The sequence below is a fragment of the Ramlibacter sp. GS1-15 genome, from assembly GCF_057785015.1.
The window spans coordinates 1,289,903-1,308,301 of record NZ_JBYNTU010000001.1; the positions used below are offsets into that span (position 1 = coordinate 1,289,903).

The 18,399-nt window shown below is 66.7% G+C and carries 20 protein-coding genes; 15 read left to right on the plus strand and 5 right to left on the minus strand.

Going from position 1 to position 18,399, the window contains the following annotated elements:
• Nucleotides 1–207: 207 nt before the first annotated feature.
• The 9 genes from AC3EF3_RS06460 to AC3EF3_RS06500 all read left to right on the plus strand — a co-directional run bounded on the left by AC3EF3_RS06460 (nucleotide 208) and on the right by AC3EF3_RS06500 (nucleotide 6,522).
• Nucleotides 208–648, plus strand: coding sequence for a hypothetical protein (locus AC3EF3_RS06460; RefSeq protein WP_488531334.1), 441 nt, complete (start codon nucleotides 208–210; stop codon nucleotides 646–648).
• 491 nt (nucleotides 649–1,139) lie between these two features.
• The gene (locus AC3EF3_RS06465; protein WP_488531335.1) at nucleotides 1,140–1,526 is read left to right on the plus strand and encodes a DUF6869 domain-containing protein; all 387 of its coding nucleotides are present in this window, start codon (nucleotides 1,140–1,142) and stop codon (nucleotides 1,524–1,526) included.
• Nucleotides 1,527–1,629: 103 nt separating this feature from the next.
• Complete coding sequence (locus AC3EF3_RS06470; protein WP_488531336.1) at nucleotides 1,630–2,028, plus strand: HEAT repeat domain-containing protein; 399 nt, start codon at nucleotides 1,630–1,632, stop codon at nucleotides 2,026–2,028.
• Nucleotides 2,025–3,077: a hypothetical protein gene (locus AC3EF3_RS06475; RefSeq protein ID WP_488531337.1), complete on the plus strand. Its 1,053-nt coding sequence runs from the start codon at nucleotides 2,025–2,027 to the stop codon at nucleotides 3,075–3,077. The genes AC3EF3_RS06470 and AC3EF3_RS06475 overlap by 4 nt, the downstream gene beginning before the upstream one ends.
• Before the next feature lie 96 nt (nucleotides 3,078–3,173).
• A complete protein-coding gene (locus tag AC3EF3_RS06480; RefSeq protein WP_488531338.1) occupies nucleotides 3,174–3,749 on the plus strand; it encodes a hypothetical protein in 576 nt (191 codons plus the stop codon).
• A 181-nt stretch (nucleotides 3,750–3,930) separates the two neighbouring features.
• Entirely contained in the window at nucleotides 3,931–4,326 is a 396-nt protein-coding gene (locus tag AC3EF3_RS06485; protein ID WP_488531339.1) for a GFA family protein, read from the plus strand.
• A 26-nt stretch (nucleotides 4,327–4,352) separates the two neighbouring features.
• The gene (locus AC3EF3_RS06490) at nucleotides 4,353–4,796 is read left to right on the plus strand and encodes a GNAT family N-acetyltransferase (protein WP_488531340.1); all 444 of its coding nucleotides are present in this window, start codon (nucleotides 4,353–4,355) and stop codon (nucleotides 4,794–4,796) included.
• Between the two features lie 4 nt (nucleotides 4,797–4,800).
• Nucleotides 4,801–5,676 (plus strand): hypothetical protein, encoded by an 876-nt coding sequence (locus tag AC3EF3_RS06495; protein ID WP_488531341.1) that lies wholly within the window; start codon nucleotides 4,801–4,803, stop codon nucleotides 5,674–5,676.
• 30 nt (nucleotides 5,677–5,706) lie between these two features.
• The gene (locus tag AC3EF3_RS06500) at nucleotides 5,707–6,522 is read left to right on the plus strand and encodes a class I SAM-dependent methyltransferase (RefSeq protein ID WP_488531342.1); all 816 of its coding nucleotides are present in this window, start codon (nucleotides 5,707–5,709) and stop codon (nucleotides 6,520–6,522) included.
• 44 nt (nucleotides 6,523–6,566) lie between these two features.
• On the opposite strand, the gene mutL is transcribed toward AC3EF3_RS06500, so the two are convergent.
• The gene (gene mutL, locus AC3EF3_RS06505; protein ID WP_488531343.1) at nucleotides 6,567–8,336 is read right to left on the minus strand and encodes a DNA mismatch repair endonuclease MutL; all 1,770 of its coding nucleotides are present in this window, start codon (nucleotides 8,334–8,336) and stop codon (nucleotides 6,567–6,569) included.
• 46 nt (nucleotides 8,337–8,382) lie between these two features.
• Here mutL and AC3EF3_RS06510 point away from each other — a divergent pair, with 46 nt between their 5' ends.
• Genes AC3EF3_RS06510 through AC3EF3_RS06525 form a run of 4 tightly spaced genes read left to right on the plus strand, consistent with a single transcriptional unit; the run spans nucleotide 8,383 to nucleotide 12,396 of the window.
• Nucleotides 8,383–9,033, plus strand: a complete 651-nt coding sequence (locus AC3EF3_RS06510; protein ID WP_488531344.1) for a VTT domain-containing protein — start codon at nucleotides 8,383–8,385, stop codon at nucleotides 9,031–9,033.
• A gap of 13 nt (nucleotides 9,034–9,046) precedes the next feature.
• Complete coding sequence (locus AC3EF3_RS06515) at nucleotides 9,047–10,540, plus strand: lyase family protein (RefSeq protein WP_488531345.1); 1,494 nt, start codon at nucleotides 9,047–9,049, stop codon at nucleotides 10,538–10,540.
• A gap of 36 nt (nucleotides 10,541–10,576) precedes the next feature.
• On the plus strand, nucleotides 10,577–11,923 hold the full coding sequence (locus tag AC3EF3_RS06520) for an SRPBCC family protein (RefSeq protein ID WP_488531346.1): 1,347 nt from the start codon (nucleotides 10,577–10,579) through the stop codon (nucleotides 11,921–11,923).
• Between the two features lie 11 nt (nucleotides 11,924–11,934).
• Nucleotides 11,935–12,396, plus strand: coding sequence for an aromatic-ring-hydroxylating dioxygenase subunit beta (locus tag AC3EF3_RS06525; protein ID WP_488531347.1), 462 nt, complete (start codon nucleotides 11,935–11,937; stop codon nucleotides 12,394–12,396).
• 6 nt (nucleotides 12,397–12,402) lie between these two features.
• Here the strand turns inward: AC3EF3_RS06525 and AC3EF3_RS06530 are convergent, their stop codons facing one another.
• Complete coding sequence (locus AC3EF3_RS06530) at nucleotides 12,403–12,600, minus strand: osmotically inducible lipoprotein OsmB (RefSeq protein WP_488531348.1); 198 nt, start codon at nucleotides 12,598–12,600, stop codon at nucleotides 12,403–12,405.
• A 202-nt stretch (nucleotides 12,601–12,802) separates the two neighbouring features.
• Here AC3EF3_RS06530 and AC3EF3_RS06535 point away from each other — a divergent pair, with 202 nt between their 5' ends.
• The gene (locus tag AC3EF3_RS06535) at nucleotides 12,803–14,614 is read left to right on the plus strand and encodes an aminopeptidase P family protein (protein WP_488531349.1); all 1,812 of its coding nucleotides are present in this window, start codon (nucleotides 12,803–12,805) and stop codon (nucleotides 14,612–14,614) included.
• 6 nt (nucleotides 14,615–14,620) lie between these two features.
• Here the strand turns inward: AC3EF3_RS06535 and AC3EF3_RS06540 are convergent, their stop codons facing one another.
• Entirely contained in the window at nucleotides 14,621–15,928 is a 1,308-nt protein-coding gene (locus AC3EF3_RS06540) for an N-acetylmuramoyl-L-alanine amidase (protein WP_488531350.1), read from the minus strand.
• Complete coding sequence (tsaE, locus tag AC3EF3_RS06545) at nucleotides 15,925–16,416, minus strand: tRNA (adenosine(37)-N6)-threonylcarbamoyltransferase complex ATPase subunit type 1 TsaE (protein ID WP_488533743.1); 492 nt, start codon at nucleotides 16,414–16,416, stop codon at nucleotides 15,925–15,927. The genes AC3EF3_RS06540 and tsaE overlap by 4 nt, the downstream gene beginning before the upstream one ends.
• An 18-nt stretch (nucleotides 16,417–16,434) precedes the next feature.
• Here tsaE and queG point away from each other — a divergent pair, with 18 nt between their 5' ends.
• Nucleotides 16,435–17,484, plus strand: a complete 1,050-nt coding sequence (gene queG / locus AC3EF3_RS06550) for a tRNA epoxyqueuosine(34) reductase QueG (RefSeq protein WP_488531351.1) — start codon at nucleotides 16,435–16,437, stop codon at nucleotides 17,482–17,484.
• On the opposite strand, the gene AC3EF3_RS06555 is transcribed toward queG, so the two are convergent.
• Nucleotides 17,467–18,372 (minus strand): AEC family transporter, encoded by a 906-nt coding sequence (locus AC3EF3_RS06555; RefSeq protein WP_488531352.1) that lies wholly within the window; start codon nucleotides 18,370–18,372, stop codon nucleotides 17,467–17,469. The two genes, queG and AC3EF3_RS06555, sit on opposite strands and share 18 nt — an antisense overlap.
• Between the last annotated feature and the right edge of the window lie 27 nt (nucleotides 18,373–18,399).

The window sequence follows — 18,399 nt, forward strand, 5'->3', positions numbered from 1 at the left end:
ACTGCGGCCGATCACGCGGCGATGTTATTCCGCAGCGTTGCGGGTTTTTGCGGCATTTTCGGAAGGCAATGCGCTGGATCGAGTGGAGAGACGCTGATATAAAACAGGCACTTAGAAGAGACAGCGGGGGAAATCAAATGATCGCCCGGCCATGTTATGCCGCAGTGTTGCGGGCTATATCACGTTAGCCTGCACGGGGGAGGCGTAGTGACGTCCTTAGAAGCACTCAGCGCAGTTTCCAATGTCGCCACGGCGGTTGGCGTGATTGTCGCGGCCCGTCAGTTGTTCATCACACGTCGCCAAGCCGTGACGACGTTCGAAGACTCACTAACGGCGCAGTATCGGGCCCTCATTGAGCGGATCCCACTGAATGCTCTTCTCGGCGAACCGATGGGCGAGGCAGAGGTGGCGGCTGTTCTTCCGCACTTCTATCGGTACTTCGATTTGTGTAACGAACAGGCATTCCTGGTCAAGCGTGGCCGCATCACAGGACCGACTTGGGAGAATTGGAAGGATGGAATCCTTTCAAACATGCGTAGGCCAAGTTTCGCGCGTGCCTGGGCAGAGATCGCAGCGCGGGCGACCGCAGATTTCGATCATCTACGCGAACTATGCCCTCCGGGGAAGTGGGGCGGCCATGCAGGCTAACAGGTTGTTCGACACGGACACCAAAAGGTGTCCGCGCTTTCCGCGCTCCGGCTCCTTTGGCGCCGGTCAACTCCGACGTTAGACCGCATGAATACCGCCCCTCTCGATCGTCTTGTTGGTATGCGCCTTGTGGGCTCCGACTCGAGCGGCGAATCCCTAGGGCTCCAATTCAGCGGGTGCACCTTTCGAGCGTTCAATCCGTTTGACTCAACCGCCGCACTCGCTGCGCTTCACGGTTCACAAGTATCTGCGGTTACGTTCTTGCCAGGCGCGCAACTCACAATCGAATTCGAAACCGGCACACGAGTCGTCGTGTCTTTGCGCGCCTCCGACTACTCTGGTCCGGAGGCATTCGTGGCGAAGTTCGAGGGAGGACCGATAGTTGCCGAATAGCATGCGGTCTAACAAGGCAGTCGAAACGGACGCCCAAGGGCGTCCGCGCCGCAGCGCTCCTACTCTTGGTCGCCGCTCACTTCTACGTTAGACCTCACGTGACGACAGTGGAACATCAAGCGTTGTTGACTGCGTGGCGACAGTTCTATGAGAAGCAGTCGCCACCTCCAGCCAAGCACAACTGTGACTTGCCCGAGTTTTGGGCTGTGACCGAACTCGACGACATGGCGTCGGATGTCCCAGAGACCGCGTGGTTGCTGATTCTTGAACTTCTGGATCAAGTACTACCTGCGAACGCATTTGGCGCACTTGCTGCTGGTCCTTTGGAAGACCTCATTGAGTATCACGGCCCCGACTTCATTGAGCGGATCGAAACTGAAGCTCGCACCAATCCCAAGTTTCGGCGGCTTTTGGGCGGCGTCTGGCAAAGCAGCACCCCCGATATATGGGAACGAATCGAGAAGATTCGAGGTGAAACGTGGTGAGGCCTAACAAGGCGGTCAACGCGGACACACAAGTGCGTCCGCTCCGTTGCTTCGCTCACGGCGCTCCTATTCTTGTGTGCCGGTTACCTCTACGTTAGGCAGCATGGACGAATCCGCTTGGTCAACGATCGTCGCTGGGCTGCGCGCGAGCGACCCGAGCGCGGCGGCAGCAGCGGCCGCGCGCTTGCACGCCGAGTCGTCGGCGGAAGACGTTCCGAAGCTTCTCGCCCTTTTGGAGAGTGCCGACTTCTTCGTGCGCGAAGCAGCCGCTTGGCCGCTCGCCGAACTTGAAGGCCCGGCCGTGTTGAAGGAACTCTTCGGCGCATATCAGCGCGGTTTTGATGAAGGGTTGGACAACGACGGCTTCACCGCAGCCCTGTTAGAAATTCCGGCGCTGCATCCCTCGGGCACCCGTTCAGTGCTGGAGCAGCTTGTCGCGTCATCGGGCGAACCATTGCGCGGCCATGCAGAATGGCTGCTCACATTTTGCGAAGGGAGATGACCGTGCTGCCTAACAGGCTGTTCGACGCGGACGCACAAGTGCGTCCGCGCTTTCAGCGCTCCTGTTTCTTGTGCGCCGGTCAACTCCGACGTTATCCCTCATGGATGCGCCGAGGCGCGCGAGCGATCGAGAACATGGCTATTCACTTCCGCGGATTGTCGAAAATGGTTCTCCTGACGGTGTCGTTGAGCTGCGTCGGCGCCGCGCATGCAGAGGTTTTCGGAGTGACTTCGGGAAATGAAGGTATCACGCTGACTTGCGACGGGCGCGCGGTAGTTGACACAGCGTGCAAGATCGAAACGATCGCGCGAGATGCGGTGGGGGGAGCAATCAAGGTTCGTTTTACTACTGAACATACTAAGTACGTCCATCTATTGAAGCGAGGACTTGAAGCGGCCGAGGATAGCCAATCTCCCTTTAAGCCGACCGCGTCAGATATTCCAGTTCTGCGTGGGCTTGCATTGGATCAATGCCATCCAGCCGCCGATCAATGGGGCGACGTCTTCCAGCTGTGCGTCCCCACCAACTCCTCAGCTGCGATCGTCCTTTTCATGCGGGGAATCTGTGATCGGTGTTTGTTCGAACCCATCGTCTTGAAGCAGCAAGCAGCGCTACAGCAGGGCCCAAGTACCACTGACCGTCGCAGCACTTCATTTTCGTTTGAGGGCTTCTCCCTTGGTATGTCCCCTGATCATGCCGGTCAGCTGCATCCGGAGGCCGGGTGGATGCCTGTGGGAACTCTCACCCAACGGAAACGTTTCAGGTCACAGTACCTTGGGCGCGCTGCGGAAGTGTCGGTGGATCTCGACCGGTCCAGTCAAACTGTTAACGCCATTGCATTCCTATTTGGGGAAGACTCGGAGCTGTCATGTAAGCAGCGCGCCGAGGAATCTCTAAGTCGTTTAGAGGCCCTTCATGGCAAGGCCCATGGTTCAATTCCAGTAACAGGTAGAGCTTTCCAATGGACGCTCCCCGACCAAGCCGTGGCATGGTTCGAAAATTGCAGCGGAACTCGCTTCCAGTATTTCATCCGATACTCGAGCCGATGAGGGATAACAAGGCGGTCAACGCAGACGCACAGGCGCGTCCGCGCGCAGTGCGCGCTTCTATCCTTGCGCGCCGGTTACCTCTACGTTAGGGCGTCCATGGAAGCAATTCGCTTGCGTGAAGCAGCAAGACGCGACTATCGCGATCCCGTGCCGTTTCTGAGGCGCCTGCGCTTCATTGAGCATCGGCTCCTGCTCGAGCAGGTGGACGCCGAGGTGAGGTCCCTACGGACGAACAGGCTCAAAGAATGGCGGGAGGCGCGGCTCGGAGCACTGTTCTGCCATGGAATGAGCGAACGGATGGGCCGGAAGGTCTTCCTCTCGAAAGGAGAGTTTGAAGACGCCGATTTCGTCAGTATGTGGTTCGATGACGATGTTCAGCACTTCGCGCCAGTTCAGATAAAGGAGCTGGTTTCCGAAGAGAGAAACGCCCGGGCAACGCTCGACACGCTGGTCCAAGGCCTGTCCATGTACAGCGGTCGCAACGACCTCACCGTACTGATTCACTTGAATAGGCGTATCCATTTCAAGCCGGAGTCCTTGGTGCTCCCGCCGCAACTCCCCATTGCAGCCCTATGGGTTCTCGCCTGCACCGATCCAACTCACTCAGAATGGGCTATCTGGGGAAACTTCCTTGAACAGGCAGAGGGGACAAGGTTTGCGTACCCGGCCTAACAGGTCGGTCGACGCGGACACGGAGCTTGCATCGTTTTAGTTGACGCGCGAACCTAACGAAGTCCTGGCCCGCCTCGCGGCGCACAGCAGTCTCGAGACCGTGAGCGTTGCTCAGCTCGCCATGGACGCCCGCATTGCCCCGAGCTACCCTGCAAACTACCATGCAGCTTTCGCCACTCCGATGACTCATCGAACCGCCTCCCGCAGTTGTGGCCAGCTCCGGGCCCACGTCACGGCCGATCCGGTCCGGGTCTCGGTCTGCCACTGCCTCGCCTGCCAGCGCCGCACGGACAGTGTCTTCGGCGCGCAGGCCCGCTTCGCTGCCGGCGCCGTCACCATCACGGGCGCCAGCAAGGAGTTCGTCCGCGTCGGGGACGAAGGCGGGCGAGTCACCTTCCGGTTCTGCCCCGAGTGCGGCGCCACGGTGTACTACACCGCCGATGGTCTTGACGGCTTCATCGCCGTGCCGGTGGGTGCGTTCGCCGATCCTGAGTTTCCGGGCCCGGTCATCTCGGTGTACGAGCACCGGATGCACAGCTGGGTGACCATGCCGGCGGCCATCGAGCACATGGCGTAGGTCAACCGGATCGTCTCAGCCCCGCCGTGATTTCCTTCAATTTCGTTTCCGCGTCGGACGCCGATGCCCTCGCCGACCTGCGGGTCGAAGCGATGCGGGAGAGTCTCGAGCGCATCGGGCGCTTCGATCCGCAGCGCGCCAGGTCGCGGTTCCTTGCCGGCTTCGCGCCCGAGGTCACCCGTGAGATCCGGGTCGGGGGCGAACGGGCCGGCTTCTTCGTCCTCAGGAACGAGCCGGGCGGACTGCTGCTCGATCATCTCTACGTGCGGCCCTCCCACCAGAACCGGGGCATCGGCTCGGCGGTTCTTTCGTCCGTCTTGGCCGAGGCGGATGCGCGCGGCCTGCCGGTTCGCGTGGGTGCGCTTCGGGGGAGCGAGTCCAACAGCTTCTACCGCCGGCACGGCTTCGAGCTGGTTGAAGAGACGGAGTTCGACAACTACTATGTCCGCACCCCAAGGCGTGTGCCCTGATGCCATGAGCTCCTTCCAGCAATTCCTCGACGAAGCGCGGCGCGATCACACGGAGCATCCGGACGCCGTGGCGGCGCGGCTGGAAGGCGGCTTGCCGCATCTCGCGCAGCCGGAGGATGTCCTGCCCTATGCGAGTTTCGTCGTGCATGTTTTCGGCGAACACCTGGGCGAATGGGCGCGCGGCGCAAGGCTCCTCGAGGCGATCGGCGCGCTGCCGGCGGCGGCACAGGATGAGGCAGCGCAGATGGCGGTGCGTCGCGGCCTCGCCGCCCTGCGGTACGCGGGCGGCGACGCTTCTGCCATCGAAGGGCTGGCGCCGGCCGACCTCGCGCAGGTCATGTGCGTGATCTGCACGACGCACGTGGCGCGGCACGAGACTGACGCGGCCATCGCGGCGCTGCAGCAGGCACTGCGCGCCGCCCGCTCGCAGGGCTTGCCGCCGAAGCACCCAGCGACGCGGGCCCTGGCCGTGGCAGGCAACAATCTCGCGGCGGAGCTGGAAGAAAAGACCGAGCTCACCGATGGCGAACGCGCCGCCATGGTGCTCGCCGCAGAAACGGGCCTGACGTATTGGAAGCTCGCCGGCACCTGGCTCGAAGAAGAGCGCGCCGAATACCGGCTTGCGCGCTGCCTGCTGCGCGCCGGCAATGTCGATCGAGCCCGCGAGCGCATCAGGAATTGCATCGCCATCTGCGAGGCGAACAACGCGCCGCCCTTCGAGCAGTTCTTCGGCTACGCCGTGCTCGCGCTCGTCGAGCAGGCGGCGGGTGACGCGCAGGCCTTCGCCGCGGCCCGGCACGCCGCGCTGGAGCAGTACGCGCGCGTTCCCAAGGAAGAGCAGGGCTGGTGCAGCCGCGGACTGCGCGAGCTCGGTGCGTAGCAGAATGGCGGCTCCCGACAGGAGCAGCCCATGGCTTCCAGCATCGACACGGCGTTCACCGGCTCGGTGGCACAGCTCTACGAGAGCCATCTCGTGCCGCTCATCTTCGAGCCGTATGCGGTCGACATGGCCCGGCGCGTCGCCGCGAGCGGCCCGCGCCGCGTGCTGGAACTCGCGGCCGGCACGGGCGTGGTCACACGCAATCTCGCGGTGATGCTGGATGCGTCGTGCGAGATCGTCGCCACCGACCTGAACACCGCGATGATCGACGAAGCGGCGCGCATCGGCACCGCGCGGCCGGTGAAATGGCAGCAGGCGGACGCGATGCAATTGCCCTTCGAGCCGGATTCGTTCGACGTGGTGTGCTGCCAGTTCGGCGCGATGTTCTTCCCGGACAAGGCGCATGCCTACGCCGAGGCGCGGCGCGTGCTGCGGCCCGGCGGCACCTTTGTCTTCAATGTCTGGGATTCGATCGAGACGAACGAATTCGCCGATGCGGTCACGTTCGCGGTCGGCCAGCTGTTCCCGAACGACCCGCCGCGCTTCCTCGCCCGCACGCCGCACGGGCATCACGACCAAGGGAAGATCGTCGCCGACCTCGCGGCTGGCGGTTTCGATCGCGAGCCGAACATCGAGAAGATCGCCTTCACCAGCCGCGCCGTGTCGCCGCGCGTCCCGGCTGTCGCGTACTGCCAGGGCACGCCGCTGCGCGGCGAGATCGAGGCGCGCGACCCGGGCGGGCTGGAGCGTGCCACGCAGGTGGCGGAGCAGGAGATCGCCCGCCGCTTCGGCGACGGCCCGGTGGAAGGGCTGATCCAGGCGCTCGTCGTGAGCGTCACGCGCTGATCAGCGCAGGGCTGAACATCTCCGCCAGCGAGCCGGCGCTTCATTCAGCGTCCGCGCAGGAACAGCGCGTCGAGCTCGCGCACGGTGAGCTGCCGCCACGTGGGCCGGCCGTGGTTGCACTGGTCGGAGCGCTCGGTCTCCTCCATCTGCCGCAGCAGCGCGTTCATCTCGTCGATGGTGAGCTTGCGGTTGGCACGCACGGCGCCGTGGCAGGCCATCGTGCCGAGCAGCTCGTTCTGCGCGCGCTGGATGACGGTGCTGGCGTCGTGCTGCGCCAGTTCGGCCAGCACGCTGCGCGCGAGCTCCACCGCGTCGCCCTGCGCGAGCGAGGTGGGCACGGCACGCACCGCGAGCGTCCTGGCGGAGAAGGGGGTGATTTCCAGCCCCAGCGTTTCGAGGGCCGCTGCGCAGCCTTCGGCCGTGGCCACTTCCTGCGGCGTCGCGGCGAAGGTCGCGGGGATCAGGAGCGGCTGGCTCGCGATACGGTCGGTGTCGAGCTGGCGCTTGAGGCGTTCGTACACGATGCGCTCGTGGGCGGCGTGCATGTCGACGACGATGAGGCCCTGGGCGTTCTCGGCGAGGATGTAGATGCCGTGCAGTTGGGCGATCGCTCGGCCCAGGGGCCAGACGGCGGAATCCTGCGCCGTGGGCGGAGAAGCCTCGACGACCCCGGCCTGCGCCGGGGTGACAAAGAGCGGCTCGCTCGCGCGATGAGCGAGGTCCATCGTCGGCTGCTGCCAAGCCGGGGTCGGCGCCACGAGCGGCAACGAAACCAACGGCGCCGCCACACCCGTTCCCGCGCGCGGAGCCGCCAGCGCGTTCTCGACCGCGTGCAGCACCGCCTGGTGCACTTCGCGGCTGTCGCGGAAGCGCACTTCGATCTTGGTCGGGTGCACGTTCACGTCGACGCGCGCCGGATCGATTTCCACATAGAGTGCATACACCGGCTGGCGTTGGCCATGCAGCACGTCTTCATAGGCGGCGCGCGCGGCGTGGGTGAGCACCTTGTCGCGCACGAAGCGGCCGTTGACGTAGGCGAACTGCTGGTCCGCACGGGAACGTGCCGCATCGGGAATGCCCGCGCGACCGAAGACGCGGATCGGTCCCGCCGAATAGGCGACTGCCACGCTCTGCTCGAGGATGTCGCCGCCCAGCACGTCGGCCAGGCGCTGGTCGCGCGTGGCCGGCCGCCATTGTTCGACCAGCTTCCCCTCGTGCCAGATCGCGAAGCCGACGTCGGACCGCGCCAGCGCGTGGCGGCGCACGGCCTCGATGCAATGCGCGAGTTCGGTGGCGTCGGTCTTGAGGAACTTGCGGCGCGCCGGCGTGGAAAAGAACAGCTCCTTCACTTCGACGGTGGTGCCGGTCGCGCGCGCCGCGGGCCGCAGTTCGCCGGTACGCGCATCGAGCAGGAAGGCGCTGGACTGCTCCGCGGTGCGCGAGAGCAGGCTCATGTCCGACACCGACGCGATGGCGGCCAGGGCTTCGCCGCGGAAACCCATGGTGCCGACGGATTCGAGGTCCGCGAGCGACGCGATCTTGCTGGTGGCGTGGCGGCGCAGCGCCATCGGCAGCTCCTCGCGCGCGATGCCGCCGCCGTCGTCCTCGACCGAGACCAGCCGCACGCCGCCGGCGAGCAAGCGCACGGTGACCTGCTTCGCGCCCGCGTCGAGTGCGTTGTCCACCAGTTCGCGCACGACGGAGGCGGGACGCTCGACCACCTCGCCGGCGGCGATCTGGCTCACGAGCTCGTCGGGCAGCTCGCGGATCGCGCGGCGCGGGGTGGGGGACAGGACGGCACTCACGGTCGCCATTGTAGGAACGTAGGGGCCTTGCCGCAGGCAGGGATAATGCCCCGCCATGGATCTCCTGGCATTTTTCGTCGACTTCGTCATGCACGTCGACAAGCACCTGGCGACGTTCGTGCAGAACTACGACACCTGGGTCTACGTGCTGCTTTTCGCCATCATCTTCGTGGAGACCGGCGTGGTCGTGATGCCTTTCCTGCCGGGCGATTCGCTGCTGTTCGTCGTCGGCGCGCTGTGCGGCATCGGGCTCATGAGTTATCCGCTGTCGGTGGGCCTGTTGATCGCGGCGGCGGTGCTGGGCAACCAGAGCAACTACACGATAGGCCGCTTCTTCGGCCCGAAGGTCTTCCAGTGGGAAGACTCGCGGTTCTTCAACAAGCGGGCCTTCGACCAGGCCCACGCCTTCTACGAGAAGTACGGCGGCATCACGATCGTGGCGGCGCGCTTCATGCCTTTCCTGCGCACCTTCGCGCCCTTCGTCGCTGGCGTGGCGCAGATGACGCGCGTGAAATTCACGTTCTACGACGTGACGGGCGGCGCCTTGTGGGTGGCGAGCATCGTCACGGCCGGCTACCTCTTCGGCGACATCCCCTGGGTGAAGGCCCATCTCGACAAGATCATCTGGGCGATGATCCTGGTCCCCGGCTTCATCATCCTGTTCGGGGCGTGGAAGGCGCGGCGCAAGGCCGCCGCCGGCGCCTGACCAAGGAGCTTTCATGACAAGAACCCTGCGTTGCGCGCTCCTGGCGTGCGTTGCGGCCGCCGCCATCCCAGCCCACGCGCAGGCATCGCGCGACGAGTTCTTCTGGCTCGGCATGATGAACAAGGCCACGGCCGTGATCAACACCGACCAGGGCCTGCTGGACAAGGCGCTCGCGCCCCGGCTGGCCGCAGGCATCGCGAAGGTGATCGCCGACGGCAACCAGCCCGGCGGCAAGCGGCCCTCCACGGTGATCACCTTCGAGCCGCTGCTGATCCAGGCCGCGGGCCCCGAGGTCACGCTGCTGCACGCGGGGCGTTCGAGCCAGGACATGCACGCGACCTACCGCGCGGCGATCCTGCGCGAAGACCTGCTGCGCCTGGCCGATCAGCTCGATCGCACGTCGCAGGCGCTCGTGGACCTGGCCGATCGCCAGCGCGCGACCATCGTGCCCAATTACACGAACGGTGTGGCCGCGCAGCCCAACTCGCTCGGGCACGCGCTCCTGGGTCATGCGGCAGGGCTGGACCGCGACGCGCAGCGCATCCGCGAGGCCTACGCGCGCGTCGACCGCTCGCCGATGGGAACGACGGTGCTCAACGGGACCAGCTGGCCGCTGGACCGCAGGCGCATGGCGGACTATCTCGGCTTCGCGTCCCTGGTGGACAACGCCTACGACGCGGCGCAGATCGCGTCCGCCGAGGAGCCGCTCGAAGCCGGCGCGATCGTGGCGTCGATCGCCGTGCACGCCGGCAACTTCGTCGAGGACATCATGGTGCAGTACGCGAGCCCGCGTCCGTGGATCGTGCTCGCGGAAGGCGGCGGCAACACCTATGTGTCGAGCGCGATGCCGCAGAAGCACAACCCGGGCCTGCTCAATTCGGCGCGGGGAGACGCATCGACGGCGATCTCGCTGGCGATGGGGCCGATCCTGCGTGCGCACAATGTCCCGCCCGGCATGCCGGACGCGAAAGAGGTGCGCGACAACAGCGCGATGGTGAAGAGCGCGATCGGCGTGCTGCAGCAGTGGCAGAAGATCCTCGGCGCGCTGGTGGTCGACCCGAAGCGCGCGCTCGAGGAGCTGAACAGCGACTGGACGGCATCGCAGGAACTCGCGGACGCTCTGATGCGCAAGTACAAGGTACCGTTCCGCATCGGGCATCACTTCGCGTCCGAACTCGTGACCTACGCCCGCGCGCACGACCTGCGCCCGGCAACCTTCCCCTACGAGCAGGCGCGCCGCATCTACCAGGACGCGGTGCATGAGCCCGGCGTGCCGCAGGAGCTTCCGCTGACGGAAGCCGAGTTCCGCGCGGCGCTCGACCCGGTCGCGATCGTCAACGCCCGCGCCACGAGCGGCGGGCCGCAGCCGGCCGAGATGGATCGCATGCTCAAGGCGGCGCGGGCCCGCATCGCGGAGCAGGACGAATGGATCGCCGCGCGTCGCAAGCACATCGACGATTCGCTCGCTCGCCTGGACGCCGACTTCGGCAAGCTGTTGCGAAATTAATAAGTATGCGTATGATTGGCGCCAGGAGACACCGCCATGAACGCTCCCGAAACCCTGTCGCGCTGGACCCGGCCTGAATCCAGCCGCGTGCCCTTCTGGGCCTACACCGACGCGCAGCTCTACCAGCGCGAGCTGGAGCGGGTCTTCTACGGCGACCACTGGTGCTACGTGGGCCTGGCCGTGGAGATCCCGAACGTGGGTGACTACAAGCTCAGCTGGGTCGGCGAGCGGCAGGTGATCATGGTGAGGGACCGTGTGGCGCCGAGGGACCGCGGCATCGATCCCGGCATCCGGGTCGTCGAGAACCGCTGCGCCCACCGCGGCGTGCGCTTCTGCCAGCAGCCGCACGGCAACGCGCGCAGCTTCGTGTGCCCCTACCACCAGTGGACGTACAAGCTCAATGGCGACCTGGCGGGCCTGCCGTTCAAGGACGGTGTGCCGGCGACCGACGAAGCGGGGCATGCGTGCGTCAACGGCGGCATGCCGGCGGATTTCGACATCAAGCAGCATGGGCTTGCCAAGCTGCGCGTCGCGGTCCTGCACGGGCTGGTGTTCGCCACCTTCAGCGAGAGCGCGCCGTCGTTCGACGAGTACATCGGGCCCAAGGTCATGCCCTGGCTCGATCGCATCTTCAAGGGGCGCGAGCTGACTTTGCTCGGCTACAACCGCCAGCGCATCCCGGGCAACTGGAAATTGATGATGGAGAACATCAAGGACCCGTACCACCCCGGCCTGCTGCACACGTGGTTCGTCACCTTCGGCCTGTGGAGAGCCGACCAGAAAAGCCGCATGGTGATGGACGACCACGGCCGCCATGCCGTGATGATTTCGCGCCGGAATTCGAATGCCCCTGCGGTAGCGGACGGCGGCGAGAACAAGACGGTGACCCAGGGCGTGACCTCGTTCAAGGCCAACATGGCGCTGAACGACGCCCGCCTGCTGGACGTCGTGCCCGAGCCGTGGTGGAAGGTGGACGACCCGTCGCACCCCGGGCAGGAGATCATGCCCACGGTCACGATGATCACGCTGTTCCCCAGCCTGATCATCCAGCAGCAGGTCAATTCGCTTTCCACGCGCCACATCGTGCCGCGCGGGGAGGGCGAGTTCGACTTCGTCTGGACGCATTTCGGCTTTGCCGACGACACGCCCGAGATGACGCAGCGGCGCCTGCGCCAGGCGAACCTGTTCGGCCCGGCGGGGTTCGTCTCCGCCGACGACGGCGAGGTGATCGAGCTGTCGCAGCGCGGATTCCGCCAATGGGGCGAATCGGGCGAGACGCTGTGCGAGCTGGGCGGCACCGGCACCGGCGGCACCGAGCACATGGTCACCGAGACGCTGATCCGCAGCATGTACGCCTACTGGCGCCGGGTGATGGGTGTATGAACGAGCCACTGATGCTGCAACTCGAAGTGGATCGCCTCAACGCCGACTACGCCGCCGCGCTCGACGAGCGGCGCTTCGACGACTGGCCGGAATTCTTCGTGGAGGAGGGGCGCTACAAGGTCCAGGCGCGCGAGAACTTCGACAGGAAGCTGCCGCTGGCGCTGATCGCGCTGGAGAGCAAGGGGATGATGAAGGACCGCGTGTACGGCGTGACGCAGACGATCTATCACGCACCGTACTACACGCGCCACCTGGTCGCTCCGGCACGGGTGATCGGCGCAGAAGGGGACCTGGTGAGGGCCCAGGCGAACTACGCCGTGTTCCGCACCCGTCCGGGCGACTCGAGCGAGGTGTACAACGTCGGCCGCTACATCGACGAGATCGTGCGCACGCCGGCCGGCCTGAAGTTCGCCAGCCGCACGTGCGTCTACGACAGCGAGATGGTGCTCAACTCGCTGATCTACCCGATTTAAGGCCTGTCAGCGTTTCGCCGCGCTGTTGCCCAGCACCGCGCCGCCCGCCGCACCGGCGATCGCGCCCGGCGTGCCGAGCACCGCATCGCCCACGAGGCCGCCTACGGCGGCGCCGCCGACGGTGTAGGCGGTCTGGCGATCGGTGGCGCAGCCGCCCAGCGCCAGCAGCATGGCCGCAACCGCGGCCGCAAACATCGTCTTCATATCCACACCTCTTCTGTCTATGCAGGCGCACGCGCTTCGAAGCCCATGCTTGTTCGGCCTGTGCAATGAGGTTAGGCAGCGGCCCTGTCGCGGGGTGTAGGAAGGTTCAGGAGGGGCGAGTCGGCCCCCGGCGGCACCGTCGGGCAGCCATCGCGGACACAGCCTTTGCCCGCCTGAGCGACTTTGCGACAATCGCGGGACCATGCTCGCACCCCTGAACCCCATCCGTTCCCGCATCGAAAAGCTGCGCGCCGCCATGCGCGAGGCGAACGTGCAGGCCGTGCTCGTGCCATCGTCCGACCCGCACGTGTCCGAATACCTGCCGGAACGCTGGCAGGGCCGTGCCTGGTTCAGCGGCTTCACCGGCTCGATGGGCACGCTCGTCGTCACCCGGGACGACGCCGCGCTCTTCGCCGACAGCCGCTACTGGTCGCAGGCCGAGCGCGAGCTTTCCGGCAGCGGTGTGTCGCTGGTGAAGATCGGCACAGGTGCGATCAAGCCGGTGACCGACTGGATCGCGGGCGAACTCGAGGCCGGCGAGACGCTCGCCTTCGACGGCCAGGTGCTCAGTCTGGCAGCGGCGCAGCAGTTCCGCGCCGCGATGGCTGCGGCGAGCATCCAGGTCAAGTCGGATGCGGACCTCCTCGATCCCGCCTGGGCCGAGCGTCCGGGACTGCCGGCGGCGCCCGTGTACGAACATCTTGCCCCGCATGCAACGGTCACGCGCCGGGCCAAGCTCGACGAGATCCGCGCCGCGATGAGCGCCGCGGGCGCCACGCATCACTTCATCTCGTCGCTCGACGATGTCGCATGGCTGCTCAATTTGCGCGGCGCCGACGTCAGCTACAACCCCGTGTTCGTCGCCCACGTCCTGCTCGACGCGCAATCGGCGACGCTCTTCATCGCGCCAGGCAAGATCGACGACACACTGAAGTCGCGGCTGGCCGCCGACGGCGTGAAGCTCGCGCCGTACGCCGACGCGCCGCGTGCGCTGGCCGCGTTGCCGGCCAGTGCCGTGCTGTTGCTCGATCCGCGCCGCGTCACGCTGGGCTTGCGCGAAGCCGTGCCGGCGAACGTGCGTGTCGTCGAAGCCGTGAACCCGAGCACCTTTGCCAAGAGCCGCAAGAACGCCCAGGAAGCCGCTTTCGTGCGCGAGGCGATGGCCCAGGACGGCGCGGCGATGTGCGAGTTCTACGCGCGCTTCGAAGCCGCGCTGGCGCGGGGCGAGCGCCTGTCCGAACTGACCGTCGACGAGTGGATCACGCAGGAGCGCGCGAAGCGCCAGGGCTTCATCGGCCGCTCCTTCAGCACGATCGCCGGCTTCAATGCCAACGGCGCGCTGCCGCACTACCGCGCGACGCCCGAAGCGTTCTCGTGGATCGAAGGCGACGGCCTGCTGCTGATCGACTCGGGCGCCCAGTACCTGGGCGGCACCACCGACATCACGCGCGTGTGGCCCATCGGCCAGGTCTCCGCCGCGCAGAAGCGCGACTTCACGCTCGTCCTCAAGGCGATGATCGGCTTGTCGGTCGCGGTGTTCCCGCGCGGCACGCCGGGCCCCATGCTGGACGCGCTCGCGCGCCTGCCGCTGTGGCAGGCCGGGCTCGACTACGGCCACGGCACCGGGCACGGGGTCGGGTACTTCATGAACGTGCACGAAGGGCCGCAGACGATCTCGAAGGCGGTCGTCGAGCCGCACATGGCCATGGAGCCGGGGATGATCACGTCCAACGAGCCGGGTCTCTATCGCCCCGGGCAGTGGGGCGTGCGCATCGAGAACCTCGTGATGAACGTGCCCGTCGAGACGCCGGAGAAGGGCCAGTTCGGCGAGATGCTCGGGTTCGAGACGCTCACGCTGTGCCCGATCGACACGCGCTGCATCGATGTGTCGCTGATGCGGCCCGACGAGATCGCGTGGCTCAATGGCTACCATGCGATGGTGCGTGCGCGGCTCGCGCCGCTGCTCGGCGGCGACGCGCTCGCGTGGCTGGACACGCGGACGCAAGCGCTCTGAGTCCGCTCAGACGGCGCGGCTGCGAGCCAGCGGCGGGTTCGCCGAGAAGTAGCGGTGGATGCCGCGCATGATCGCGTCGGCCAGCTGCTCCTGGTAGGCGTCGCTGCGCAGGCGCTGTTCCTCGTCGGGGTTGCTGATGAAGGCGGTCTCCACCAGCACGCTGGGGATGTCGGGGGCCTTGAGCACCGCGAAGCCCGCCTGTTCGACCTGCCCCTTGTGCAGCTTGCCGACGCCGCCGATCTCGCCGAGCAGCGCACCGCCGAGCTTCATGCTGTCCTTGATCTGCGCGCTGGTGCTCATGTCCAGCAGGGCGTGCGCCACCTGCTGGTCCTGCGACCTGATGTTCAGTCCGCCGATCAGGTCCGCGCGGTTTTCCTTGTCCGCGAGCCAGCGCGCGGCACTGCTGGAGGCGCCGCTCTGGCTCAACGCGAAAACGCTGGCGCCCCGCGCCGTCGGCGTGAGGAAGGCATCGGCATGGATGCTCACGAACAGGTCGGCCTGCACGCGGCGCGCCTTCTGCACCCGCACGTGCAGGGGCACGAAGAAATCGGCGTCGCGCGTGAGGTAGGCGCGCAGCGGGTTGCCGTTGATCGCGCTGGCGTTGATGCGCTCCTTCAGGCGATGCGCGATCTGCAGCACCACGTCCTTCTCGCGCGTGCCGCTCGGGCCGACCGCGCCCGGATCTTCGCCGCCGTGGCCGGGGTCCAGCGCGATGATGATCAGGCGGTCGGTCTTGTGCGGCTTGGTGTCGGGGGCGGGCTCGAAGGGCGTGGGCGGCGGCGGCTTGCGATCGAGTTCGCGCTGCGCGATCAGCTCGCCCAGCGGGTCATGCGTGGGCGGCGGCTCGGGCATCGGCCGGTCCCTCATCCGTTCCTTGATGAGGGCTTCGAGCGGGTCGACCTCCTTGACCGGGTAGAAATCGAACACCAGGCGATGCTGGTATGCCGCGACCGGCTGCAGCGTGAACACCTGCGGCGCGGCCGCCTGCTTGAGGTCCACCACCAGTCGCACGACGCCCGGCGCATGTTGGCCGATGCGGATGCCCGCGATGAAGGGGTCGTCGGCGCGCACCTTGCCGACCAGCTCCTTCAGTTGCGGGCTGAGGTCGATGCCCTGGATGTCGACGGCCAGGCCCGGCGGCAGGTGCAATGGGGTCTGCGTCGACCTGAGCGCCGTATCCGATTCGATCGTCACGCGTGTGTACTCCGGCGCGGGCCAGACGCGCACCGCCACGATGGTGGCGCCGCGCGCGATCTGCGCGGCGCCGAGCAGCAGCACGATGGGCCCGGCTTTGACCAGATCGCGCCTTTTCATCGCAGCAGCTCCTCGCCCAGCGGCGTCTGCGCCTTCAGCGTCACGTGGCGGGTCTCGTCCGCATCGGCTTCGATGCGCATCGCCAGGTCCGCCGGCGGCAGCAGGCCGGCCGCTTTCTCCGGCCATTCGGCGACCTTCAGGCCCGGGCCCGCGAAGATGTCGCGAAAGCCGGCGTCTTCCCACTCGCGCGGGTCATTGAAGCGGTAGAAGTCGAAGTGGTAGATCGCCACGCCGCCCGCCTCGTGCGGCTCCATCACCGTGTAGGTCGGGCTCTTGATGCGTTCGCGCACGCCCAGCGCACGCAGCAGGTGGCGCACGAAAGTGGTCTTGCCCGCGCCCAGGTCGCCATGCAGCTCGATGAAGGCGTTGACTATGGCCGGGTGCGCCGCCAGTTCGGCCGCATAGGCGCGTGTGGCCTCTTCGTCGGGCCACGCGAGCAGGCGCACCCCGGTTCCTACAATGGGCGGGTGGTGTCCAGAAGCGGTCAGATCGACGGTCCTCAATTGGTGGCAGACATCGGTCGCTGGGCCGATGAGCTCGGATTCTCCAGCATCGGAGTGGCCGGCGTCGACCTGAGTTCCGCCGAATCCGGCCTGCTGGCCTGGCTCTCCAACGGATTTCACGGCGAAATGGACTACATGGCGGCGCACGGGCTCAAACGCGCCCGCCCCGCCGAACTCGTGCCGGGCACCGTCAGCGTGATCACCGCGCGCATGGACTACCTGCCGCGCACCCAACCCGAGGGCTGGCAGGCGATCGAATTCGACCGCCTGAAGCGGCCCGGCGAGGGCATCGTCTCGATGTACGCGCGCGGCCGCGACTATCACAAGGTGCTGCGCGCGCGCCTGCAGAAGCTCTCGGACCGCATCGGCGAGGCGATCGGCCCGTTCGGGCATCGCGTGTTCACCGATTCGGCGCCCGTGCTCGAGGCCGAGCTGGCCGTGCGCAGCGGCATCGGCTGGCGCGGCAAGCACACGCTGGTGCTGTCGCGCGAGGCCGGGTCCACCTTCTTCCTCGGCGAGATCTACATCGACGTCGCGCTACCCGAGAGCGCGCCGGTGACCGAACATTGCGGCACGTGCTCGGCCTGCATCGACGTCTGCCCGACGCAGGCCATCGTCGCGCCGCAGCGGCTGGATGCGCGGCGTTGCATCGCGTACCTGACGATCGAGCACCCGGGCGCCATCCCCGAGGACTTGCGCCCGCTGATCGGCAACCGCATCTACGGCTGCGACGACTGCCAGCTCGCCTGTCCCTGGAACAAGTTCGCCCAGCGCAGCCCGCTGCCGGATTTCGACGAGCGCGAAGGCATGGCGGGTGCGCAGCTGGTGCAGCTCTTCGCCTGGAGCGAGGAGGAGTTCCTCGCCCGCACCGAAGGCAGCCCGATCCGCCGCATCGGCCACGAGCGCTGGCTGCGCAACATCGCCGTCGCCTTGGGCAACGCGCTGCGCGCGACGGGCGATCCGGCCCTTCGCGCCGCGCTGCTCACGCGGGCGGAGCATCCGAGCGCGCTGGTGCGCGAGCACGTGGCGTGGGCGCTAACGCAGCACGCCTAGCGCGAACGGCAGGCTCGCCATGCCGAGCAGGGTCGACAGCGTGATCAGGCCTGCCACGTAGGGGCCGTTGTAGCCCATGCGCACCGCGAGCACGTAGGCGCTCGAGGCGGTGGGCATGGCGGAGAACGTGAGCAGCACGGTGGTCTGCACGGCATCGAGTCCGAACAAGCGCGCTAGCGCCCAGGCGACCAGCGGCGTGAAGAAATGGCGGATCGAGAGCAGCCCCACGGTGAGCGCCTTGTTCGCCGCGAGGCTGCCGAGCTGCAGGCCGGCGCCGGCGGTCATCAGGCCCAGCGCGATCGAGGCGGCGCCGATGCGCGTGACGCCGGGCTCCAGCCACGAGGGAATGCGCAAACCCGCCAGGTTGGCGACGAGGCCCGCCACGGTCGCGATGACCAGCGGGTTGCGCACGAGCGCGCGTACCAGGCCGCTGCCGGCATGCCGCGCCATCGGCCACACCGCGCCGATGTTGACCAGCGGCACGCAAAAGCCGATCAACACGGCGATCAGCTGCAGCCCGCGCGCACCTTCGAGGCGCTCGGCCATCGCCAGGGCGATGAAGGAATTGAAGCGGAAGGCGACCTGCGCGGCGCCGGCATGGTCGCGCCGGTCGATGCGCTCACCGACCACCGGCAGGTGCGGCAGTGCGTAGGCCATCGCGATGCCGCTCACGGCCATCGCGAGGCCCGCGCCGATCAGGCTGGACGCTTCGCGCACGTCGAGCGGGCTCTTCACGATCGACTGGAACAGCAGCACCGGGAAGAGGAAGTAGTAGACGAGGCTTTCGACCTGTTCCCACAGCGGCCGGCCGAGCGCCGTGAAGCGGCAGACGAGGAACCCGCACAGGATCAACGAGAAATCGGGAAAGAGCAGCTGCGCGAAGTTCACTCGCGCAAGAATAGCCGAGCCATGCGG